Annotated in this window: 18 protein-coding genes; 14 read left to right on the top strand and 4 right to left on the bottom strand. The window is 26.2% G+C overall.

Annotation, left to right across the window (positions count from 1 at the left end):
- Nucleotides 1-57 precede the first annotated feature (57 nt).
- The 3 genes from rpe (at nucleotide 58) to rarD (ending at nucleotide 3,836) form a co-directional block, all read left to right on the top strand.
- Nucleotides 58-705, top strand: a complete 648-nt coding sequence (rpe, locus tag R4K56_RS06855; RefSeq protein ID WP_335772401.1) for a ribulose-phosphate 3-epimerase — start codon at nucleotides 58-60, stop codon at nucleotides 703-705.
- Nucleotides 706-778: 73 nt separating this feature from the next.
- Nucleotides 779-2,779, top strand: coding sequence for a tetratricopeptide repeat protein (locus R4K56_RS06850; RefSeq protein ID WP_335772402.1), 2,001 nt, complete (start codon nucleotides 779-781; stop codon nucleotides 2,777-2,779).
- A gap of 169 nt (nucleotides 2,780-2,948) precedes the next feature.
- Nucleotides 2,949-3,836, top strand: coding sequence for an EamA family transporter RarD (gene rarD / locus R4K56_RS06845; RefSeq protein ID WP_335772403.1), 888 nt, complete (start codon nucleotides 2,949-2,951; stop codon nucleotides 3,834-3,836).
- 80 nt (nucleotides 3,837-3,916) lie between these two features.
- Here the strand turns inward: rarD and R4K56_RS06840 are convergent, their stop codons facing one another.
- Nucleotides 3,917-4,663: a hypothetical protein gene (locus R4K56_RS06840; protein WP_335756517.1), complete on the bottom strand. Its 747-nt coding sequence runs from the start codon at nucleotides 4,661-4,663 to the stop codon at nucleotides 3,917-3,919.
- Nucleotides 4,664-4,691: 28 nt separating this feature from the next.
- Nucleotides 4,692-5,345: a hypothetical protein gene (locus R4K56_RS06835; protein WP_335769491.1), complete on the bottom strand. Its 654-nt coding sequence runs from the start codon at nucleotides 5,343-5,345 to the stop codon at nucleotides 4,692-4,694.
- Nucleotides 5,346-5,619: 274 nt separating this feature from the next.
- Here R4K56_RS06835 and R4K56_RS06830 point away from each other — a divergent pair, with 274 nt between their 5' ends.
- Genes R4K56_RS06830 through rsmA form a run of 4 tightly spaced genes read left to right on the top strand, consistent with a single transcriptional unit; the run spans nucleotide 5,620 to nucleotide 8,930 of the window.
- A complete protein-coding gene (locus R4K56_RS06830) occupies nucleotides 5,620-5,925 on the top strand; it encodes a hypothetical protein (protein WP_335756519.1) in 306 nt (101 codons plus the stop codon).
- Between the two features lie 11 nt (nucleotides 5,926-5,936).
- On the top strand, nucleotides 5,937-6,371 hold the full coding sequence (locus tag R4K56_RS06825; protein WP_335772404.1) for a tetratricopeptide repeat protein: 435 nt from the start codon (nucleotides 5,937-5,939) through the stop codon (nucleotides 6,369-6,371).
- Nucleotides 6,368-8,095, top strand: coding sequence for a tetratricopeptide repeat protein (locus tag R4K56_RS06820; protein WP_335772405.1), 1,728 nt, complete (start codon nucleotides 6,368-6,370; stop codon nucleotides 8,093-8,095). The genes R4K56_RS06825 and R4K56_RS06820 overlap by 4 nt, the downstream gene beginning before the upstream one ends.
- On the top strand, nucleotides 8,085-8,930 hold the full coding sequence (rsmA, locus tag R4K56_RS06815) for a 16S rRNA (adenine(1518)-N(6)/adenine(1519)-N(6))-dimethyltransferase RsmA (RefSeq protein WP_335759651.1): 846 nt from the start codon (nucleotides 8,085-8,087) through the stop codon (nucleotides 8,928-8,930). Before R4K56_RS06820 ends, rsmA begins: the two co-directional genes overlap by 11 nt.
- On the opposite strand, the gene R4K56_RS06810 is transcribed toward rsmA, so the two are convergent.
- Nucleotides 8,927-9,478: a hypothetical protein gene (locus R4K56_RS06810; protein ID WP_335756523.1), complete on the bottom strand. Its 552-nt coding sequence runs from the start codon at nucleotides 9,476-9,478 to the stop codon at nucleotides 8,927-8,929. The two genes, rsmA and R4K56_RS06810, sit on opposite strands and share 4 nt — an antisense overlap.
- A 166-nt stretch (nucleotides 9,479-9,644) precedes the next feature.
- On the opposite strand from R4K56_RS06810, the gene pyk reads away from it, so the two are divergent.
- The 7 genes from pyk to R4K56_RS06775 all read left to right on the top strand — a co-directional run bounded on the left by pyk (nucleotide 9,645) and on the right by R4K56_RS06775 (nucleotide 16,374).
- Nucleotides 9,645-11,078: a pyruvate kinase gene (pyk, locus tag R4K56_RS06805; RefSeq protein WP_335756524.1), complete on the top strand. Its 1,434-nt coding sequence runs from the start codon at nucleotides 9,645-9,647 to the stop codon at nucleotides 11,076-11,078.
- A gap of 145 nt (nucleotides 11,079-11,223) precedes the next feature.
- A complete protein-coding gene (locus R4K56_RS06800; RefSeq protein ID WP_335759653.1) occupies nucleotides 11,224-12,615 on the top strand; it encodes a sodium-dependent transporter in 1,392 nt (463 codons plus the stop codon).
- A 100-nt stretch (nucleotides 12,616-12,715) separates the two neighbouring features.
- A complete protein-coding gene (locus R4K56_RS06795) occupies nucleotides 12,716-13,498 on the top strand; it encodes an EFR1 family ferrodoxin (RefSeq protein WP_335772406.1) in 783 nt (260 codons plus the stop codon).
- A gap of 39 nt (nucleotides 13,499-13,537) precedes the next feature.
- A complete protein-coding gene (locus R4K56_RS06790; protein ID WP_335756527.1) occupies nucleotides 13,538-13,960 on the top strand; it encodes a PaaI family thioesterase in 423 nt (140 codons plus the stop codon).
- A gap of 110 nt (nucleotides 13,961-14,070) precedes the next feature.
- A complete protein-coding gene (gene proC / locus R4K56_RS06785; RefSeq protein ID WP_335756528.1) occupies nucleotides 14,071-14,862 on the top strand; it encodes a pyrroline-5-carboxylate reductase in 792 nt (263 codons plus the stop codon).
- 138 nt (nucleotides 14,863-15,000) lie between these two features.
- Complete coding sequence (locus tag R4K56_RS06780; RefSeq protein WP_012670232.1) at nucleotides 15,001-15,363, top strand: response regulator; 363 nt, start codon at nucleotides 15,001-15,003, stop codon at nucleotides 15,361-15,363.
- A gap of 9 nt (nucleotides 15,364-15,372) precedes the next feature.
- Entirely contained in the window at nucleotides 15,373-16,374 is a 1,002-nt protein-coding gene (locus R4K56_RS06775; protein WP_335769497.1) for a galactose-1-phosphate uridylyltransferase, read from the top strand.
- Here the strand turns inward: R4K56_RS06775 and proB are convergent.
- The gene (gene proB, locus R4K56_RS06770) at nucleotides 16,369-17,514 is read right to left on the bottom strand and encodes a glutamate 5-kinase (protein ID WP_335769498.1); all 1,146 of its coding nucleotides are present in this window, start codon (nucleotides 17,512-17,514) and stop codon (nucleotides 16,369-16,371) included. The two genes, R4K56_RS06775 and proB, sit on opposite strands and share 6 nt — an antisense overlap.
- Nucleotides 17,515-17,530 lie beyond the last annotated feature (16 nt).

Raw genomic sequence — 17,530 nt, 5'->3', positions numbered from 1 at the left:
TTGTTTTTTAGTTTATTAATGTGGAAGGTGAACATAAAAATAATAAAGGAAAATTTCATGGGTAAAATTAATATAGCACCATCAATACTTACAGCATCATTTACAAATTTGGAAGGAACTATAAGAGAGCTTGAAGAAGCAGGCAGCGATTATCTTCATTTGGATATAATGGACGGAGTATTCGTTCCGCAGATTACATTCGGAGCAAAAGTTGTTTCAGATATAAAAAAAGTAAGTAAAATACCTCTTGATGCTCATCTTATGATAGTAAATCCTGAAAAACATATTGATGATTTTGCTAAAGCAGGCTGTGATATTATAAGCGTTCATTTTGAAGGAAATATACATATTCATAGATTAATTTATCAAATAAAAGCACATAATATAAAAGCTGGTATTGTACTTAATCCTCATACTAGAGTTGATGTTATAGAGCCAATTATTGATGATATTGATTATTTGCTTATAATGAGTGTTAATCCTGGATTCGGCGGACAGAAATTCATTGAGTCATCTATAAAAAAAATAGAAGAAGCTAAAAAATTAATAGGTAATAGAGATATAATTCTTGCAGTTGATGGCGGAGTTAATTTAAAAACTTGCGGTAAAGTATTAGAGGCTGGTGCAAATTTCCTTGTAGCTGGAAGTGCTATTATTGACAGCGATAATAAAAAAGATACTATTAATAAATTAAGAGGAAATTAATTTATATAACGCCATATAAATATCTATTAATTTAGTTTTGATATAAGTCTTATACAACATAAGAAAGGAAAATATGGAAGAATTAGATAATAGTAACAATAATGAAAACGAAGAAGAAAATTCAGATTCTCCAAAAGTATTTATAAATAATGCTCAAATTCTTGAATCAGGTCAAATATTAATAACTCCTCCAAAACCAGATGAAAAAACTTTTGAAGATTGGAAAAGAACATCAAAAGAATATGCTGATAAAGGCGAATATGAAAAAGCTATAGAAGCATATTTTAGAATACTTTGGACTGATCCTAATAATACAGAATATTGGGAGCATTTAAGTTATTTATATTTAAATGGCGGCAGATATAATGATGCAGTATATGCTATATCAGAATGTGTAAAATTGGATCCTAATAATCATAAATATCTTTATAAACTTGGCGGATTATATATATTAAATGAGAATTATAAAGAAGCAGAAAATCATTTATTAAATGCTATAAGATTAGATGTTAATAATTATAAATATTTTCAAAGGCTTGGAATAGTTTATTATTGTATTAATCAATATGACAATGCTTTAAGTTTAATTATTAAATCTATAGAATTACGAAATGATGATTATAATAATTTGCTTTTATTAGCTTATATTTATGATGCTAAGTGTGAATACGATGAAGCCATAAAATCTATATTAAAATATTTAGAGCATACAGAAAAAATAAATGAATGCTTCGGATATCAATATCTTTCTATACTATATATGAAAAATAAGCAGTATAATACGGCAATAGAAGCATTATCAAAAAACTTAGATTTGTATCCTAATGATGATTTTAATTATAACTTGCTTGCAAATGTTTATATATTAATAAATCAATATAAAGAAGCTATAGATTCAGCGTCAAAAGCAGTTGATTTAAATAAAAATAATTTTTGTAATTCTTATGTATTAGCTAATGCATTTTATAAAAATAAAGATTATGATAAATCTATAGAAATATTATTGAATACATTAAAATTATTAAAAGAAAATCATAAAGAAGAAAAATTAATAAATATTAAATCTAGAAAATTAAAAAATAGAATACTAGAATTGAACGATAGAACTATAGAAGAGCTTTGTAAAAATTTAGATTTAGATGAAAAAAATTATGATTATTATCATTTGTTAGGAAAATGTTATAATAAAATTGGAGAGTATAATAAATCAATATGTTTTTTCTTACTTGCTTATGAATTAGATAATGATAATATTTACAATCTTCATTGGATTGGATCTACATATAATCAAAATAAAAATTATAATGCATCAATAAATTTTCTATTGAAAAATATAGAATTAAGCAGCAATATTATAGATAGTTATTATTGGCTTGCTGATTCATATTATAATATAGGTAAATATGATAAAGTTATAAAGAATGCGTCAAAAATAGATAATTTAAAAATAGATGATGAAAACATAGAATACTTATCAATATTAGGAAAGTCTTATTACAAATCAGAAAAATATGAAAAATCTGATTCCATTTTATCGAAAGTGTTAGAAAAAGATGAAAACAATTTGGAGATTTTAACTTTATTAGGAAGATCATATAGTTCTGTAAATAATCATAAAAAAGCAATAGAAATGTTTGTTAAATATGATAGTTTAAATCCTAATGATACAGATAATTTAAAATCTTTATCAAAATCATATTATGATAGTGGAGAATATAATAGTGCTATAAATATTTTTTTGAAATTAACAGAATTACATCCAGATGAGGCAGAATATTGGTATTATTTAGGTAATTCATTGAAAAATATTAATCAAAATAAAGAAGCTAAAGAAGCATATAAAAAAGCTTTGAAAATAAATCCTTATAATCAAACATATAAAGAAGGCTTAAAAAGTGTAGGAGTAAATTTTTTAAAGTATGCATATATTTGGGTAGCAATTTTGTTTATTTTGGTTCTTATTGTATGCGGTATATTTTTATTCAAAGTAAAAGCTAATCTTGGTATGGCATTACCTTTATTTACAGTAATTTTTGTTCTAATGTTTAAGACAGTTTCATTATTAAAAAAATAGTAAGTGATATTTGTTATTAAAAAAACTTAAAAATAAACTCTTTAATCTCATATAAAGAAGTTTCATAAAGTATAAGATTAAATTTTTCATAAATATTTGAATTTAATATATTGAAAATATTTTTATTAAATTTTATTATTACCATCAAAAAAATATGTAGGATATATTGATGTCAAATAATAATAATAATAATAATAATAATAATAATAATAATAATAAATCTATTTTACTAGCTTCGACAGCGTATATAATATGGGGACTTCTTCCTCTTTATTGGAAATCTGTTCAAAATTTTGATTCGGCTTTTATTTTGGGAATCAGAGTTATAACTACTTTTATATTTACTTTAATAATTATAATATATAAAAAATCAAATCTATATAGAGGTATTAAGCCTTTAATATCTATAATAATAGCTGGAATTTTCTTAGGGCTTAATTGGTATTTATATATTTATACTGTTAATTCTGGTCATGTTCTTGAGGCAGGACTTGCTTATTATATAGCACCTATTTTAAGTATATTAGTAGGCATTATAGTTTTTAGAGAGAAAAAAACTCCATTGGAATATGCTGCAATTATTTTAATGTTTATAGGAATGATTTATCAAACTATCACATTAGGCAGACCTCCTATAATGGCATTTTTTATAGGTCTTACTTTTTCAATATATGGTTTATTTAAAAAACTTACAATATATTCAAGTTGGGAAAGTTTATTTTTAGAAACGGCTGCTATATTAATTCCATCAATAATTTTAAGTACAATATATTTTCCTAAAACTTCTCAGCCTATTCATTCTTGGGTATCATTGATGTTTGCAGGAGTTGCTACAGGAATACCTTTATATTTATATGCAAAAGCAGCTAAAGGACTTCAAGTTTCTACTCTTGGATTTTTACAATTTTTGCTTCCATTTTTTGCTACTTTGCTTGCAATTTTTGTTTATAAAGAAGAAGTTAATTTGAATAGAGCTATTACTTTGGCTATAATAATATTAGCCGCAGTTCTTTATGCTATTTCTATATTTAAAAATTCTTCTAATAAAAATAATTAAGTATTATTATAGATAATATAAAAAAGCCTTAAGTAATTTTTATTACCTAAGGCTTTTTATAACTATTTTATATATATTAATTATTTTTGTATTCTCTTTCTAAAATATCCGGATAAATCAACAGGAGTTTCCTCAAGCCAAGAAGACATAATACATTCATATCTTCCTTTGCTTTTACTCAATTTGTATATTTGATATTCAACTCTGTCATTTCTTCCATCAATAGTTTCTCTTGATTCTACTAACATTTCATATATTCCATCACCGTCTATATCTTCAAATATATTATCCATTTGTGTTACTACAGAGCTTTTCATAGAATTAATTTCTTTATAGAATGATATATCAGCAATGAATTTTATACTTGCACCATCTATTCTAAACATATACATATAAATATCTCTGTCTTTTCCATTTTCATTTATGATATAATATTTAATTATTCCAACTTCATTTTTTTTGTCATAAAAGTTTTCTAAATCTACTGCAGTATTTTTACCAAATTTATCAGTGCTGTATGAGAATTCTTCTTCACCGTTATTGTATATACAAATTTTATTTCCTTGTGTTGAAGATACCAAAGCAATAAATTCATTTCCTTCAAATGGAAGAACATCAGCTATAACTATAGAATTTACTTTGTAGCCTTTAGATTCTAAATTTTGTTTTAAATTTTCAGCTTGAGTATAATCATTATTATTTATATCATCACTTTTATAATATACAATATCTCCATTATTTGAAAGATTAAATAAACTTTCTACATCAATGGCATAAAGATTTATACTTAAAGCTAAAGAAGTTATAATTAATAATAATTTTTTCATAAGTTTTCAGTCCGTAATTTTTTATTTTTTAAGAAGTTTTTATATCAACAAATTCTATTTCAGAATTTACCTTACCGTCAGAGCTTTTATATTTTATAATTTTTGGAATAGTGTAATCTTCTATATTTTCGTAGGTTATGGAAACATCATATATTTTAGATTTTTTATTATAATATTCAGCTTTTTCTATTAACAAAGTTTCCTTATCTACTATATATGTAATTGTGTAATTGCTGTTCTCGCCTTTTGCTCTCAATGTTATTTCATATTTATCTTTGTTTTCTTCAGCAGTTTCATAAGTGAATTTTTTTGATAAAGATGCATAATCATCACTCTCACCAACAATAGTATAAATGCCTACAGTTTCTAATGCCCCATCAAAAACAGAAAACATATTTCTATAAAAACTATCAACATTTTCAAGTACTAGGGTAGGTTTGCCGCCTTGAGAAAAAGTGAATTTTAATTTTATATCTTCTTTTGTTTTTGAATAGCTTTTGGCAGGTATAGTATCAATTTGTCTTTGTACTATTTTACCGTTTATATAGGCTTCAATTTTTTTTGGATATATAGCAGAATATTTTTCTCTTATTTGTTCATATAAAGATTCAAAGTTACTTGAAACATCTTGAGAGTATGCTGTGATATATAATAAAATAAATATTAATATTATTTTTTTCATAACTATCCTTTTTCTTATTCTCGTAAAATTTTTTATTAGCAATAATAAAAAATAATATTATATTTTTTTTACAAATGTAATATTTTTCGTTTTTATTTAAATGATATATTTCATCTAATAATATAAGATAATTAAATTTTGTTGCTTTGTTTGTTACTATAAATTTATGAAAAATATAAAATGTTTTAGCAAAGCTGAAATCTTGACTTTAATCTTAAAGTTTGTTATACTTGCAGTATCAAAATAAAACAAATATAATTTATGGTAAGTATTTATGAGCGAAGAACAAAATGAACAATCGTCAGAAACAGGTATTTATTGTGCTAATTGCAGATATTGCGTCTTGTTTAGAAAATCTAGCGGTATAGACGGAAATCAATATTTGCTAAGAGTAAAATGCACACAAGAACAATGGCGTAAAAAACTTGGTGAAGAAAAGATGTACAAGTATTTTACAGTTGCCAGAAGAACAGTGGAAAAGTGTGATGACTATAAAGAAATGGGAGATTTAAGAAGTTTCCTAAAAGCTTTACGCAAAAGTTTGCCTGTACGTGATGAAGTATATACTATAAAAAAATAGTGGAATTTTTGGTGAAAAAAAGTTTTGTTTTTTTAGTTGTACTTTTATTTTTACTAATTTCATGTGCCTCTGCTGTTAAAGTATCTGTAGAGGAAGAAAGATACCCTAGGATAATAGCAGAGAAAGCGTATACTGAATTTGGTAATAAAAACTACAAAAAAGCTATAGCATATTATCAATACATAATAGATAATTTTGATAGAGAGAATTATGCTAAAGATGTAGCTTGGGCCTATTATGAAATAGGTTTTTGTTATTACTATCAAAATAAGTATAAAGAAGCTTTAAATTATTTCGATATAGTTGTAAATAATTTTACAGTTTTACCTCCTAGAATTCTGGCTCAGAAGGTTATGCAGGATATTTACGATAAAAAGCCTAAGTTAAAACCCGTAGAGATTATAGAAGAGGAAGTAGAAGTTATTGAAGAAAATATAGATTCATGATGAAAAAAGAACATAGCATAACTACTAGACTTGTATTAGACTTCTTAATAATGAGTATTGTAAGTATAACTATAATACTCGTATTATATGTTTTATACTCTAGGGGGGCAGGTAGAGATTATTCACTGTTTACTTATGTATTATTAAGTTTGATATTTTATAAAACTTATATGCCTTATATAATATCTTTATCTGTATATTTTGCTTTTTTCAAAGCTAAGTTCTTATATCAGGAAAGTGTATCTAAAGTTATAGCTGTTCCTATTGCTACTATTGTACTAATGGTAGTTTTTTATGCCGTATATGATTATTCTTTTGTAAATATTTTTATCTCTACAGTTAAAAATCATAATGCTGAAAGAGATATGCAAGTATACTATGAATATGGTCTTAAATTGAAAAATGAAGCTTATGAAAAGGCTAGAAATGAGTTTTTAAATGGCAATTTAGAAATGGCTTCATCTTTTGCAGAAGAAGCGTTATTCTATGATAAAAATGACGGTAATACTTTGCTTCTTATAAAAGGTATTCAGGAAGAAAAAAGAAAGAAACATATTAGGCTTCATAAAACAGAAGTTGATAATATTAATAATTTGATAAAACAAGGTACAAGAGCATTCAGTTTGTCAAATTATAATGAAGCATATAAATATTTCGATAAAGTTGTATCATTAGATAAATATAATCCATTAGCATTATATTATATAAATAGAATAAGCATAGCTAATAATGAAAAGCCTCTTTATCATAGTACTACTACAGAAGAGGCATCTACATACAGCAGATTATCAGAAATCATTACTCTTTATGAAACTGGAAGATTATGGGAAGCTTATGATGGAATTTCTAAATTGTATATGGAAGCTCCTACAGTTGCAGAAGTAAATAACTATTATTCTATTATAAAAGATGCTATTAGCAGATATGATTTCTTTATAAAAGAAGCTAGAGAAATTAGAGAAGCATATATTAATAATCCTGCTATATTACAATATTCTTCAGCATTGAATCATAATGGTATTAACTTAATGGTGGATAAAAATGTTTTATTATCATCAGCAAGCAGTGCTATTTTTAAAGATAGTTTTTATCTCTTCGATATTTCTTTAATTAAATTAGATGATGAATTGAAAATTATTTCATGCGAAGATTATATGTATGGAAAAATCGCTGATGTATTTAAAGGAACTAATAATAATAAAAATATAATTTTAAAAGGACACTTTGATACTGTAAATAAAAATTATACATTTGATGATACAAATAGTATAATTATTCCTATATCTATATCAGATAATACTATAGATGTTATAAAAAATTATGCAAGTTTAGAGTTAAAATATATAAATTTATCTGATTTATTTGTTTTGAGAAAAGAAATTACTAAATTTGGATATTCAGATAAAGATATAAATTTTGAATTAATAACAAAAAGTATAGAACCTATAACATTTTTATTGTTATTTGTTATAATAGCTTATTATTCATTTAGATTTAGAATGTCAACTTGTACAGATTATTTCCATATATATAATAGAGTTACTGGAGTAGTTGGTACATTGCTTTTAAGCTTAGTATTTAAAGTAATTGTAAGCTATATATCTATGCTTCTTGTTATGGTATCTCAAATTACTTTAAGTGTAATTATTATTATTGTTATAGCTTTGATATTGATATTAATAGTATTATTCCAAATGGCTAGAATTCCAAGAGATGTTAGATAATTTATACTCAAAAAAAGAAGTAATAGAATATTTAAAAGATAAATCTATATTTCCAAACAAAAATAGAGGTCAAAATTTTTTATGCGATAGAAATATAGCATATAATATAGCATCTACAGTTCCAGAAAATTATTCAAGAGGTGAATTTGCTTTAGAAATAGGCGGAGGACTTGGAGCTTTAAGTAATATGCTTGTTGATATATATAAAGAAAATTTGACTATAGTAGAATATGATAATGCTTTATATAATCATTTAATAGAGAAATTTCAAAATATTAATATAATTCATAAAGATATACTTACTGTTGATATTTCAAATTCAGAAAATAAATATGATGTTTATGGAAATATACCATATAATATAGCAAGCCCAATAATGGAGTGGCTTTTAGAAAAATCTTATGGTAAATGGAATTATGCAGTTTTTATGGTTCAAAGTGATTTTGCCAATAGATTAATAGCTAAAGAAAATACAGAAGATTATTCTTCTTTAACTTTATTTGCTAATTTCATGTCATCTATAAAATTGGAGTATAATGTTTCTAAAGATGTTTTTTATCCTATACCAAAAGTTACATCATCTATTATAAGTGTAGTACCTAAGGAAGTTAATGTTAATATGATAGAAATATTCAAATCTCTATCAAAAACTTTATTTCATAATAGAAGAAAAACAATAAAAAATAACTTTATTAATTCACCTTATTTAAATATAGATAAAAAATATGTTGATGAAATATTAAAGAAAGCTAATATAGACGGAAATATAAGAGGGGAAACTTTACATATAGATAAAGTTAAAGAATTAGCTTCTATATTAATTGAATATATTTAATTATTAGTGTTATTTTCTAAGATTCTTACAGAATTTATAATATTATTTATTTCTTTATCATCTTTTTTGCTATTGGCATTATACATACACATTATTTGAAGTATTGCATTATTATGAAGCATTAAAAATGATTTATGATATGTTTTATTTGGACCATAATAGAAACTTAGTAAAATTTGATAAGAGTTCTCATATCCCTCTACTGCACCTTCATTAACTACCTGAAATTCTTGTACAGCTTTGTTGTTTTTGAGTCCATTTACTATAGTGTTTCTTGCATTTTCTAAACTTACTCTTCCGCTATAAGCTATTTTATGCTTTGTATATACAACTGTATATATAGCTGTTTTTCTTTCAACTCCATAAGATTCGTTGAATTCCACAGAATTATCAACAGAAACAGTTTGATCTAGGAAACCTTTTTGAAAATCTTTTGGTATATCTACAGCTATATCATTAAATGTTATGGTTACATTTTGAGGTTTGCATGCATATATAGGCAATATTAATATGCTGATTATAAAAATAATAATTACATTTCTCATCATATAATTATTATATACTATTAATATATTTTTTAAAGTGTAAAATTTATTATATTATTATTTTTTTATAAAAATTAAAAAATTATTTTTACATTACTCTATAATTTTTTATATTTATATTATAAAATTTTATGATTAATAAGTGTAAATTTGAATAAAGGAAGTATTAATGAGAAAAACTAAAATAATAGCGACTTTAGGCCCTAGATGGTCTAATGAAGATATGGTAAAAAAGATTATAGAAAATGGTGCTGATGTATGCAGATTGAACTTTTCTTTTGGTACTTATGATGAACATTTGGAAAGAATCAATATAATAAGAAAAGTTTCAAATGATTTAAAAAAGCCTGTGGCTATACTTGCAGATTTACAAGGTCCTAAAATAAGAATAGGAAAATTAAAAGAACCTATTACAGTAAAAGAAGGGGATATAGTAAAATTAAGCGGCTATAAAGAAACAAATGATGAAAGTATCATTCCTACAACTCATAGTAATATAGCTCATGATGTAAAAAATGGTTCTATGCTTTTAATAGCAGACGGAACAATACAATTAATAGTAGAATCTAGTGATGAAGCTTCAAAACTTGTTGTATGTAAAGTTATAACAGGTGGAACTATATTAAGCAGTAAAGGTATTAATTTACCAGGAGCACATGTTACAACAGAGGTTTTAACAGAAAAAGATGTTAATGATGCTCTATTTGCTGCAAAAAATGGTGTTAATTATTTAGGAATGAGCTTTGTAAGAAGAGATGAAGATGTAATCAGACTTAGAAAGATTTTAGATGATAATAATTTACAGCATGTTGGAATAGTATCTAAAATAGAAAATACTGAATCTTTAGAAAATTTAGAGAATATAATAAAGCATTCTGATGGTGTTATGGTAGCTAGAGGAGATTTAGGTGTTGAAATACCTTTTGGAGAAGTACCAGTTTGGCAAAAGAAAATATTAAAAATGGCTAATAATATGGGTAAAATTACAATAATAGCCACTCAAATGCTTGAAAGTATGACAAAAAGCCCTGTTCCTTCAAGAGCTGAAGCAAGCGATGTCGCTAATGCTGTTTTAGATGGTACCGATGTTGTTATGATGTCTGCAGAAACTGCTTCTGGTGATTATCCGGTAGAATCAGTAAAAGCTATGGTTTCTATAGTTGAAGCTGCTGAAAGGTCTATTGTAAAAACATCTCATGAAAATATGACATATTTAGACAGAGGCCTTAATGATGCTTTGGCAGATAGTGCATCTTATTTATCATATAGTTTGCCTAATAAAGTAATAATAGCTCTTTCAAGGTCTGGAAGAACAGTTAAAAATTTATCTAAGAAAAGACCAAAAACTCCTATTGTATTTATGTCAGCTGATAGTAATTTATGTAATAGTCTTGCTATATGTCATAATGTTTATACTATAAATATGCCTGAAGATTTGAATTTCAGTGCAGGTATTAGTCATAGCGGTCAAATTGATATACTTGAAGATACTTTAGTTAAACATAATTTGGCTTCACATGGAGATACAGCTATACTTGTCAGCGGCAGTAAATGGCAGGGAAGATGGCAGGAAAATAGTGTTCGTATAGTTACAATACACTAATATCAATATTATGAAATTTTAAGGATCACTATATTTAGTGGTCCTTTTTTTATAATAAATTTAAATATTTTTATTATTACTGCTTGAAGTAATATTTTTATGATGTATAATATTTGAATTAAAATAATTGTATGGAGTTGCTATTATGCATAATGAAAAGAGGGAAAGATTATCAAACAGGCTCGGTTTTTTATTAGTATCAGCAGGATGTGCTATAGGGCTTGGAAATATATGGCGATTCCCTTACATAACAGGTAAATATGGCGGAGCTGCCTTTGTACTTATTTATTTAATATGTTTAGCAGTTGTAGGTCTTCCAATACTAATAATGGAGTTCAGTATAGGACGTGCTGGTCAAAGAGATATTGCAGGTTCTTATAAAGTATTAGAAAAAGAAGGTTCAAAATGGCATCTAATAGGATATGTACAAATGCTTGGCTGTCTTATACTGATGATGTTTTATACCAGTGTTACAGGCTGGACTATTACTTATGCTTATTATATGGCTACTGGTGCTACATTAGGATTAAGTCCAGATGGAGTTGCACAATTTTTTGGAAATATGCTTTCTAATCCTAAAGTAATGGTTATAAGTTTATTTATAGCTGTATTTTTAGGAACATTGATATGTTTTAAAGGTCTTCAGGGCGGAGTTGAAAAATCTTCTAAATTTATGATGTCATCATTATTTGTTATAGTTATAGTTCTTATAATAAGGTCTGTAACTTTAGATGGTGCTATAGAGGGCATAAAATTCTATTTACTTCCGGATTTATCAAAGATGTTCGATGGAGGTGTAGATAATTTTTTTGAAGTTATATACGCAGCAGTTGGTCAGGCATTTTTTACATTGGGTATTGGTATAGGAAGCATGACTATATTTGGAAGTTATATAGGAAAAGAGAAATCTATTACCAATGAATCCATAATAATAGTAATATTGGATACTTTAATAGCATTTCTTTCAGGTCTTGTAATATTTCCTGCATGTTTTGCTTTTGGAGTAAATCCTGGAGAAGGTGCAGGACTTGCATTCGTTACATTGCCTAATATATTTAATTCTATGCCTTTACCTAGATTATGGGGAACATTGTTCTTTATTTTCTTATCAATGGCTGCTTTAACTACTGTTGTTACTGTATTTGAAAATTTGATAGCATTTACAATGTCAGAATTTAATATGAAGCGTAATAAAGCATCTATAATAGTTGGTATAGTTGTATTTATATGCTCTTTAAGTACTGCTTTAGGTTTTAATGTTTTATCATTTATTCAGCCTATGGGGGCAAATACAAGCTTCTTAGATTTATTTGATTTTATAGTTAGTTATAATTTAGTTGAGCTTGGAGGAATATATATAATAATATTCTGTGTATCTAAATATGGTTGGGGCTGGAATAATTTCTTACAAGAAGTTGATTCTGGTACTGGAATAAAGTTTCCAAATTCTTCAAGATTTTATGTAACTTATGTTCTTCCAATAATATTATTTGCTATGTTTATTATTAATTATATATATAAATTCTTTATTAATTAAAAATATTATATTAAATATTATAGCCAAGTATATTTTATGCTTGGCTTTATTTATAAAAAATATTATTATTTTAAATATAAATTATTTTTTGAGGTTTTTTATGACTGGTATTTATTTCAGCGGTACAGGCAATAGCAAATATTGTTTGGAATATTTTTTAGAGTGCTATACTGATAATTATAAAATATTTTCTGTAGAAGAATTAAATAATAATAAAGAATTAATTAATGAAATTTCTAATGATGAAAATATATTTATTTCTTATCCTATTTATTTTAGTTCAGTACCTAGAATATTAATGGAGTTTGTGAATAGTAACGGAAGTATTTTTAATAATAAAAAAGTATTTATAATAGCTACTATGTATATGTTTAGCGGTGATGGTGCTGGAGTATTGGCGAGAATATTAAAAAAATATAAAGCTGATATAATTGGAGCAGTTCATTTAAAAATGCCTGACTCTATAAGCGATGGAAAATTTACATGCAAAACTGTAGAAAATAATACTAATATAATAAGAAAAACAAAATTAAAAATAGAGGAAACAGCAAAATTATTAAAAGATGGAAAATATCCAAAAGACGGACTTAGTTTTGTAAGTTTTATGCTTGGATATTTATCTCAAAGAGCTTGGTTTGGTAATAGAGATTTTAGTAATAAATTAAAAATAGATGTAAATAAATGTATAGGATGCGGAAAATGTGTTAAATTATGTCCTATGAAGAATTTAAATTTGAATGAAAATAAAAAGGCTTGCAGTAATCATAATTGTACTTTGTGTTATAGATGTGTAAATGAATGTCCGGTTCAGGCTATTACATTATTTGGTAAAAAAGTTTTTTCACAATATAGCATTAAGGACTGTTTAAATTTACTGAAATAGTTTGATATTTATTTATAAATTTTAGGAGCTGATAATTAAATGACAGATGAGGAAATATATCAAAAAGTAGAAAAAAGATTTTATTCTCAAGATTTTTTGTCTTTCGTTGGAATGAAACTTGAACATGTTGAAAGAGGCAAGGTTATAATATCATGCGAAAATAAAAAAGAGTTTTCTCAGTATTTAGGTTATATGCATGGCGGAATGGTTACTGCTTTGGCTGATACTGCAGGAGGTAATGCTGCTTCTACCGTTCTTGAAAAAGGAAAAGGAGTAGTAACTTCCGAATTGAAAATACATTTTTTAAAGCCTGTTGTTTGTAAAAAAGTAATAGCAGTAGGCGAGGTTATTAATGAAGGAAAAAATCTAATTATAGTAGAATCAGTAGTGAAAGATGAAGAAGATAATATGCTTTCAAAGATGATAGCAACTATGTTTGTAATTGATACTTCTTTAAAATAATATTTTTATATTTGAAATATGAAAATTATTAATATTTTATTTTATGAAATTTAATATATTTTAAAATATAATAATTTTTAATAATAAATAATTTTTATGGAGTTTTTAATATGATTATAGGTTTTATTGGTGCTGGTGCTATGGGCGGAGCTTTAATAGAAGGATTTATTAAATCTGGAATAGAGTATACAAATATCATAGCAAGCGTAAAAACTATGGAAAAAAAAGATTATCTTGAAAAGAATTTAGGAATAAAAGTTTATACTGATAATAGAAAAGTAGCTTCTGAGGCTGATGTATTATTTATAGCAGTTAAGCCATATATGGTTAGAGCTGTAGCTGCTGAAATATCATCAGCTATTAAAGTTGGTGCCACAATAATAAGTGTTGCTGCTTCTATATCTAAAAAAGATTTGGCTATGTATTTTAATGGAAGCAGAATAGTAAGAATAATGCCTAATACACCTGTAAAAACTTGTAATGGTTTTATATCCGTTGTAGAAACAGAAAATAAAGTTGTGGAAAATGGTGTTGTAGAGCTATTAAAACGTGTTGGAATGGTTAAGGTGATCAAAGAAGAACAAATACATGCTTATAATGCTATGGCTGGCTGTTCTCCTGCATTTATGTATATATTAATAGAGGCTATGAGCGATGCAGGTGTAGTTATGGGTATAGACAGAAAAACTTCTATAGAAATGGCTGCCCAAGTATTTAAAGGTACAGGAGCAATGGTTTTAGAGTCTGGAAAGCACCCAGCACAATTAAAAGACGGAGTATGTACACCTGGAGGACTTACTATTAAAGGTGTTGAAGTATTAGAGGAAAAAGGACTTAGAAGCGGACTTATAGAAAGTGTTATTGCTAGTTATAATAAGTCAATAGAAAGTGAAAAAAAGTAAAAATTGTACTATAATATATATACAATAAATAATTTTTTGTATGAAATAAACAAAATTATGATAATCAAATTAAAAAATTCTATTTGACTTTTTTAATTCAATTATTATAATATGAATATAAGATATATGGAGTAAAATATGCCTAAGAAAACAATTTTAGTTTTAGACGATGAAAAGAGCATTAGAACTCTCTTTGAAGAAGAGTTTAAAGATGAGGGATATGATGTAGTATCCACTGATAGTGGAGAAGAAGCCTTAGAAATGCTTGATAAAGGTACTCCTCATATTGATTTGATAACTTTGGATATAAAAATGCCAAAAATGGACGGATTAGACTTTTTAGCCAAAGTTAGAGAGAAACATAGAGAGTTACCAATTATAATATGTACAGCTTATAACAATTATAGACATGAGTTCTCTGTTTGGAATGCTGATGGTTATATATTAAAATCTGGTAATCTTACAGAGATTAAGGACAAGATAAAGAGACTTATAGGTTAAATATTTTTTATGCCACATATTCGTAAAGACCCTGTAACAAAGCAGTCTGTTATTATTTCATCGGAAAGGACAGGAAGACCTAGTGATTATGTTAATATGAATGAAAAGCATGTTGCTAATTCTGAACTAAGTTGTCCTTTTTGCCGCGGCCATGAGATGAAAACACCTGATCCTGTTTATACAGTTTATGCTGAACAGGAGGAAATTTGGCAGGTCAGAATAGTGCCTAATAAGTATCCTATAATATCTGAAACTCGTGAAAATGAATTGCCTATGACAAATAAACTTTTTTGTGCAAGCAGTTCTAAAGGGTTTCATGATGTTATTATAGAACACCCTAATCATCATTTTAATTTTTATCATGCTCAGACAGAGGATTTTTTCTATATATTTAAAGCGGTAATGATGAGGCTTAAAGATTTATCTAAAAATAAAGATATGTTATACAGCCTTCATTTTAAAAATTTCGGCCCTGAAGCTGGTGCCAGTCTTTCTCATTCTCACTCACAAATTATTACTACTCCTTTCATTCCTATACAAATGCTCGATGAAATTAATGGAGCTTTAGAATATTATAATGAAAATCAAAGATGTGTTTATTGCGATATAATAAAAGAAGAAAAAATAATTGATAAAAGAGTTATATGTGAAAATGACAGTTTTATAGCCATTTCGCCTTTTGCTTCAAGGTCGCCTTATCAAATATATGTAATTCCTAAAAAACATTCCAACAGTATAACTTATGCATCTAGTCCTCAAATATTAGACTTTGCTAGTTTATTAAAGAATATATTTGATAGATTATATAAACTTCTTGGTGAAGTAAGTTTTAATTATGTGCTTCATACACTTTTACCAGTACTTGAAAATAAATATGATCATTCAAGTCATTGGTTTCTAGATATAATGCCAAAAATGAGTAAATTGGCAGGTTATGAATTAGGAAGCGGAGTATTTATTAATTCAATTACACCTGAAGATGCTACCGAACACCTTAAATCTGTATTATAATATTACTATATAATCTCTAGTAATAACAGCATCGTAATTTTTATATCCCAATATTTTTAATATATCATCAGAATGATGGCCTATTATTTTTTCTACATCATCAGAGTTATAATTGATTATACCTCTTGCAAATTCATTTCCGCTTTCATCTACAATGCTTACTATATCGCCTTTTTTGAATGTATTAACTACTTTTATTACACCTATAGGAAGCAAACTTGATTCTTTTTCTAAAACTGACTTTTTAGCTCCGGCATTTACTATTAATTTACCTATTATAGTAGTAGCATAAGCAATCCATCTTTTTTTAGTAGAAAGTTCGCTTGTTTCTTCAACAGGGTAGAATATTGTTTTGTCTTTAGTTTCAAATATATCATTAAGAACATTAGGTCTTTTTCCATTTGCTATAAATAATGCACATCCGGATCTTGTAACTATTTTAGCAGCCTGAAGTTTTGTTTTCATTCCGCCTCGTCCGCCTTTAGAAGCATCAAGACCTAAACTTTCTATTTCCTTTGTTACTTCAAATACTTCATGTATGAATTTAGCATTAGGATTAGTTTTAGGGTTATCATCATAAAGACCATTTATATCAGAAAGTATTATAAGTAAATTAGCATCTAATTCGCTTGCTACTAAAGCAGATAATTTATCGTTATCAGAAAAACTTATTTGTGTAACATCATATAATTGTTTAAGCTCATCACTAGATACTGTATCATTTTCATTTATTATAGGTACAACTTTGTATTTTAAAAGCATACTTAATGTAGAATTAAGATTTAAATATCTTCTTCTATTAGAAAAATCTTCTTCAGTTAATAGAATTTGAGCTGTTACTATATCGAATTTTGAAAATCCGTCTTCATATATAGACATAAGCTGAGATTGTCCTATAGCAGCACAAGCCTGTTTTAGAGCAACTTCATCTAAATCTTTTACATTAATTTTTTTTGCTCCAAGTCCGACAGCACCGGAAGTTACTATTAAAACTTCTTTTCCCATTCTATGGAATTTTGCTATTGCTTCTATAAAAGAATATATTCTAGCTAATGAAATATATCCTTCATCATTTCTTAAAACATTTGTACCAAATTTGAATACTATTCTATTTATATTGTTTAAATCTATCTTTTTCATGCGAAGTATTATAAAT

The organism is Brachyspira pulli, from assembly GCF_036997785.1.
Taxonomy (GTDB): domain Bacteria; phylum Spirochaetota; class Brachyspiria; order Brachyspirales; family Brachyspiraceae; genus Brachyspira; species Brachyspira pulli.
This window is presented reverse-complemented; position numbering and strand designations above follow the sequence as displayed.

Bases quoted from the DNA above. Each gene is read 5' to 3' on its own strand.
- R4K56_RS06775 (WP_335769497.1), top strand. From the start codon at position 15,373: ATGCCACATATTCGTAAAGACCCTGTAACAAAGCAGTCTGTTATTATT.
- R4K56_RS06780 (WP_012670232.1), top strand. From the start codon at position 15,001: ATGCCTAAGAAAACAATTTTAGTTTTAGACGATGAAAAGAGCATTAGA.
- R4K56_RS06850 (WP_335772402.1), top strand. From the start codon at position 779: ATGGAAGAATTAGATAATAGTAACAATAATGAAAACGAAGAAGAAAAT.
- rpe (WP_335772401.1), top strand. From the start codon at position 58: ATGGGTAAAATTAATATAGCACCATCAATACTTACAGCATCATTTACA.
- rsmA (WP_335759651.1), top strand. From the start codon at position 8,085: ATGTTAGATAATTTATACTCAAAAAAAGAAGTAATAGAATATTTAAAA.
- R4K56_RS06840 (WP_335756517.1), bottom strand. From the start codon at position 4,663: ATGAAAAAATTATTATTAATTATAACTTCTTTAGCTTTAAGTATAAAT.
- R4K56_RS06830 (WP_335756519.1), top strand. From the start codon at position 5,620: ATGAGCGAAGAACAAAATGAACAATCGTCAGAAACAGGTATTTATTGT.
- R4K56_RS06835 (WP_335769491.1), bottom strand. From the start codon at position 5,345: ATGAAAAAAATAATATTAATATTTATTTTATTATATATCACAGCATAC.
- proC (WP_335756528.1), top strand. From the start codon at position 14,071: ATGATTATAGGTTTTATTGGTGCTGGTGCTATGGGCGGAGCTTTAATA.
- R4K56_RS06810 (WP_335756523.1), bottom strand. From the start codon at position 9,478: ATGATGAGAAATGTAATTATTATTTTTATAATCAGCATATTAATATTG.
- proB (WP_335769498.1), bottom strand. From the start codon at position 17,514: ATGAAAAAGATAGATTTAAACAATATAAATAGAATAGTATTCAAATTT.
- R4K56_RS06820 (WP_335772405.1), top strand. From the start codon at position 6,368: ATGATGAAAAAAGAACATAGCATAACTACTAGACTTGTATTAGACTTC.
- R4K56_RS06795 (WP_335772406.1), top strand. From the start codon at position 12,716: ATGACTGGTATTTATTTCAGCGGTACAGGCAATAGCAAATATTGTTTG.
- rarD (WP_335772403.1), top strand. From the start codon at position 2,949: ATGTCAAATAATAATAATAATAATAATAATAATAATAATAATAATAAT.
- R4K56_RS06800 (WP_335759653.1), top strand. From the start codon at position 11,224: ATGCATAATGAAAAGAGGGAAAGATTATCAAACAGGCTCGGTTTTTTA.
- pyk (WP_335756524.1), top strand. From the start codon at position 9,645: ATGAGAAAAACTAAAATAATAGCGACTTTAGGCCCTAGATGGTCTAAT.
- R4K56_RS06790 (WP_335756527.1), top strand. From the start codon at position 13,538: ATGACAGATGAGGAAATATATCAAAAAGTAGAAAAAAGATTTTATTCT.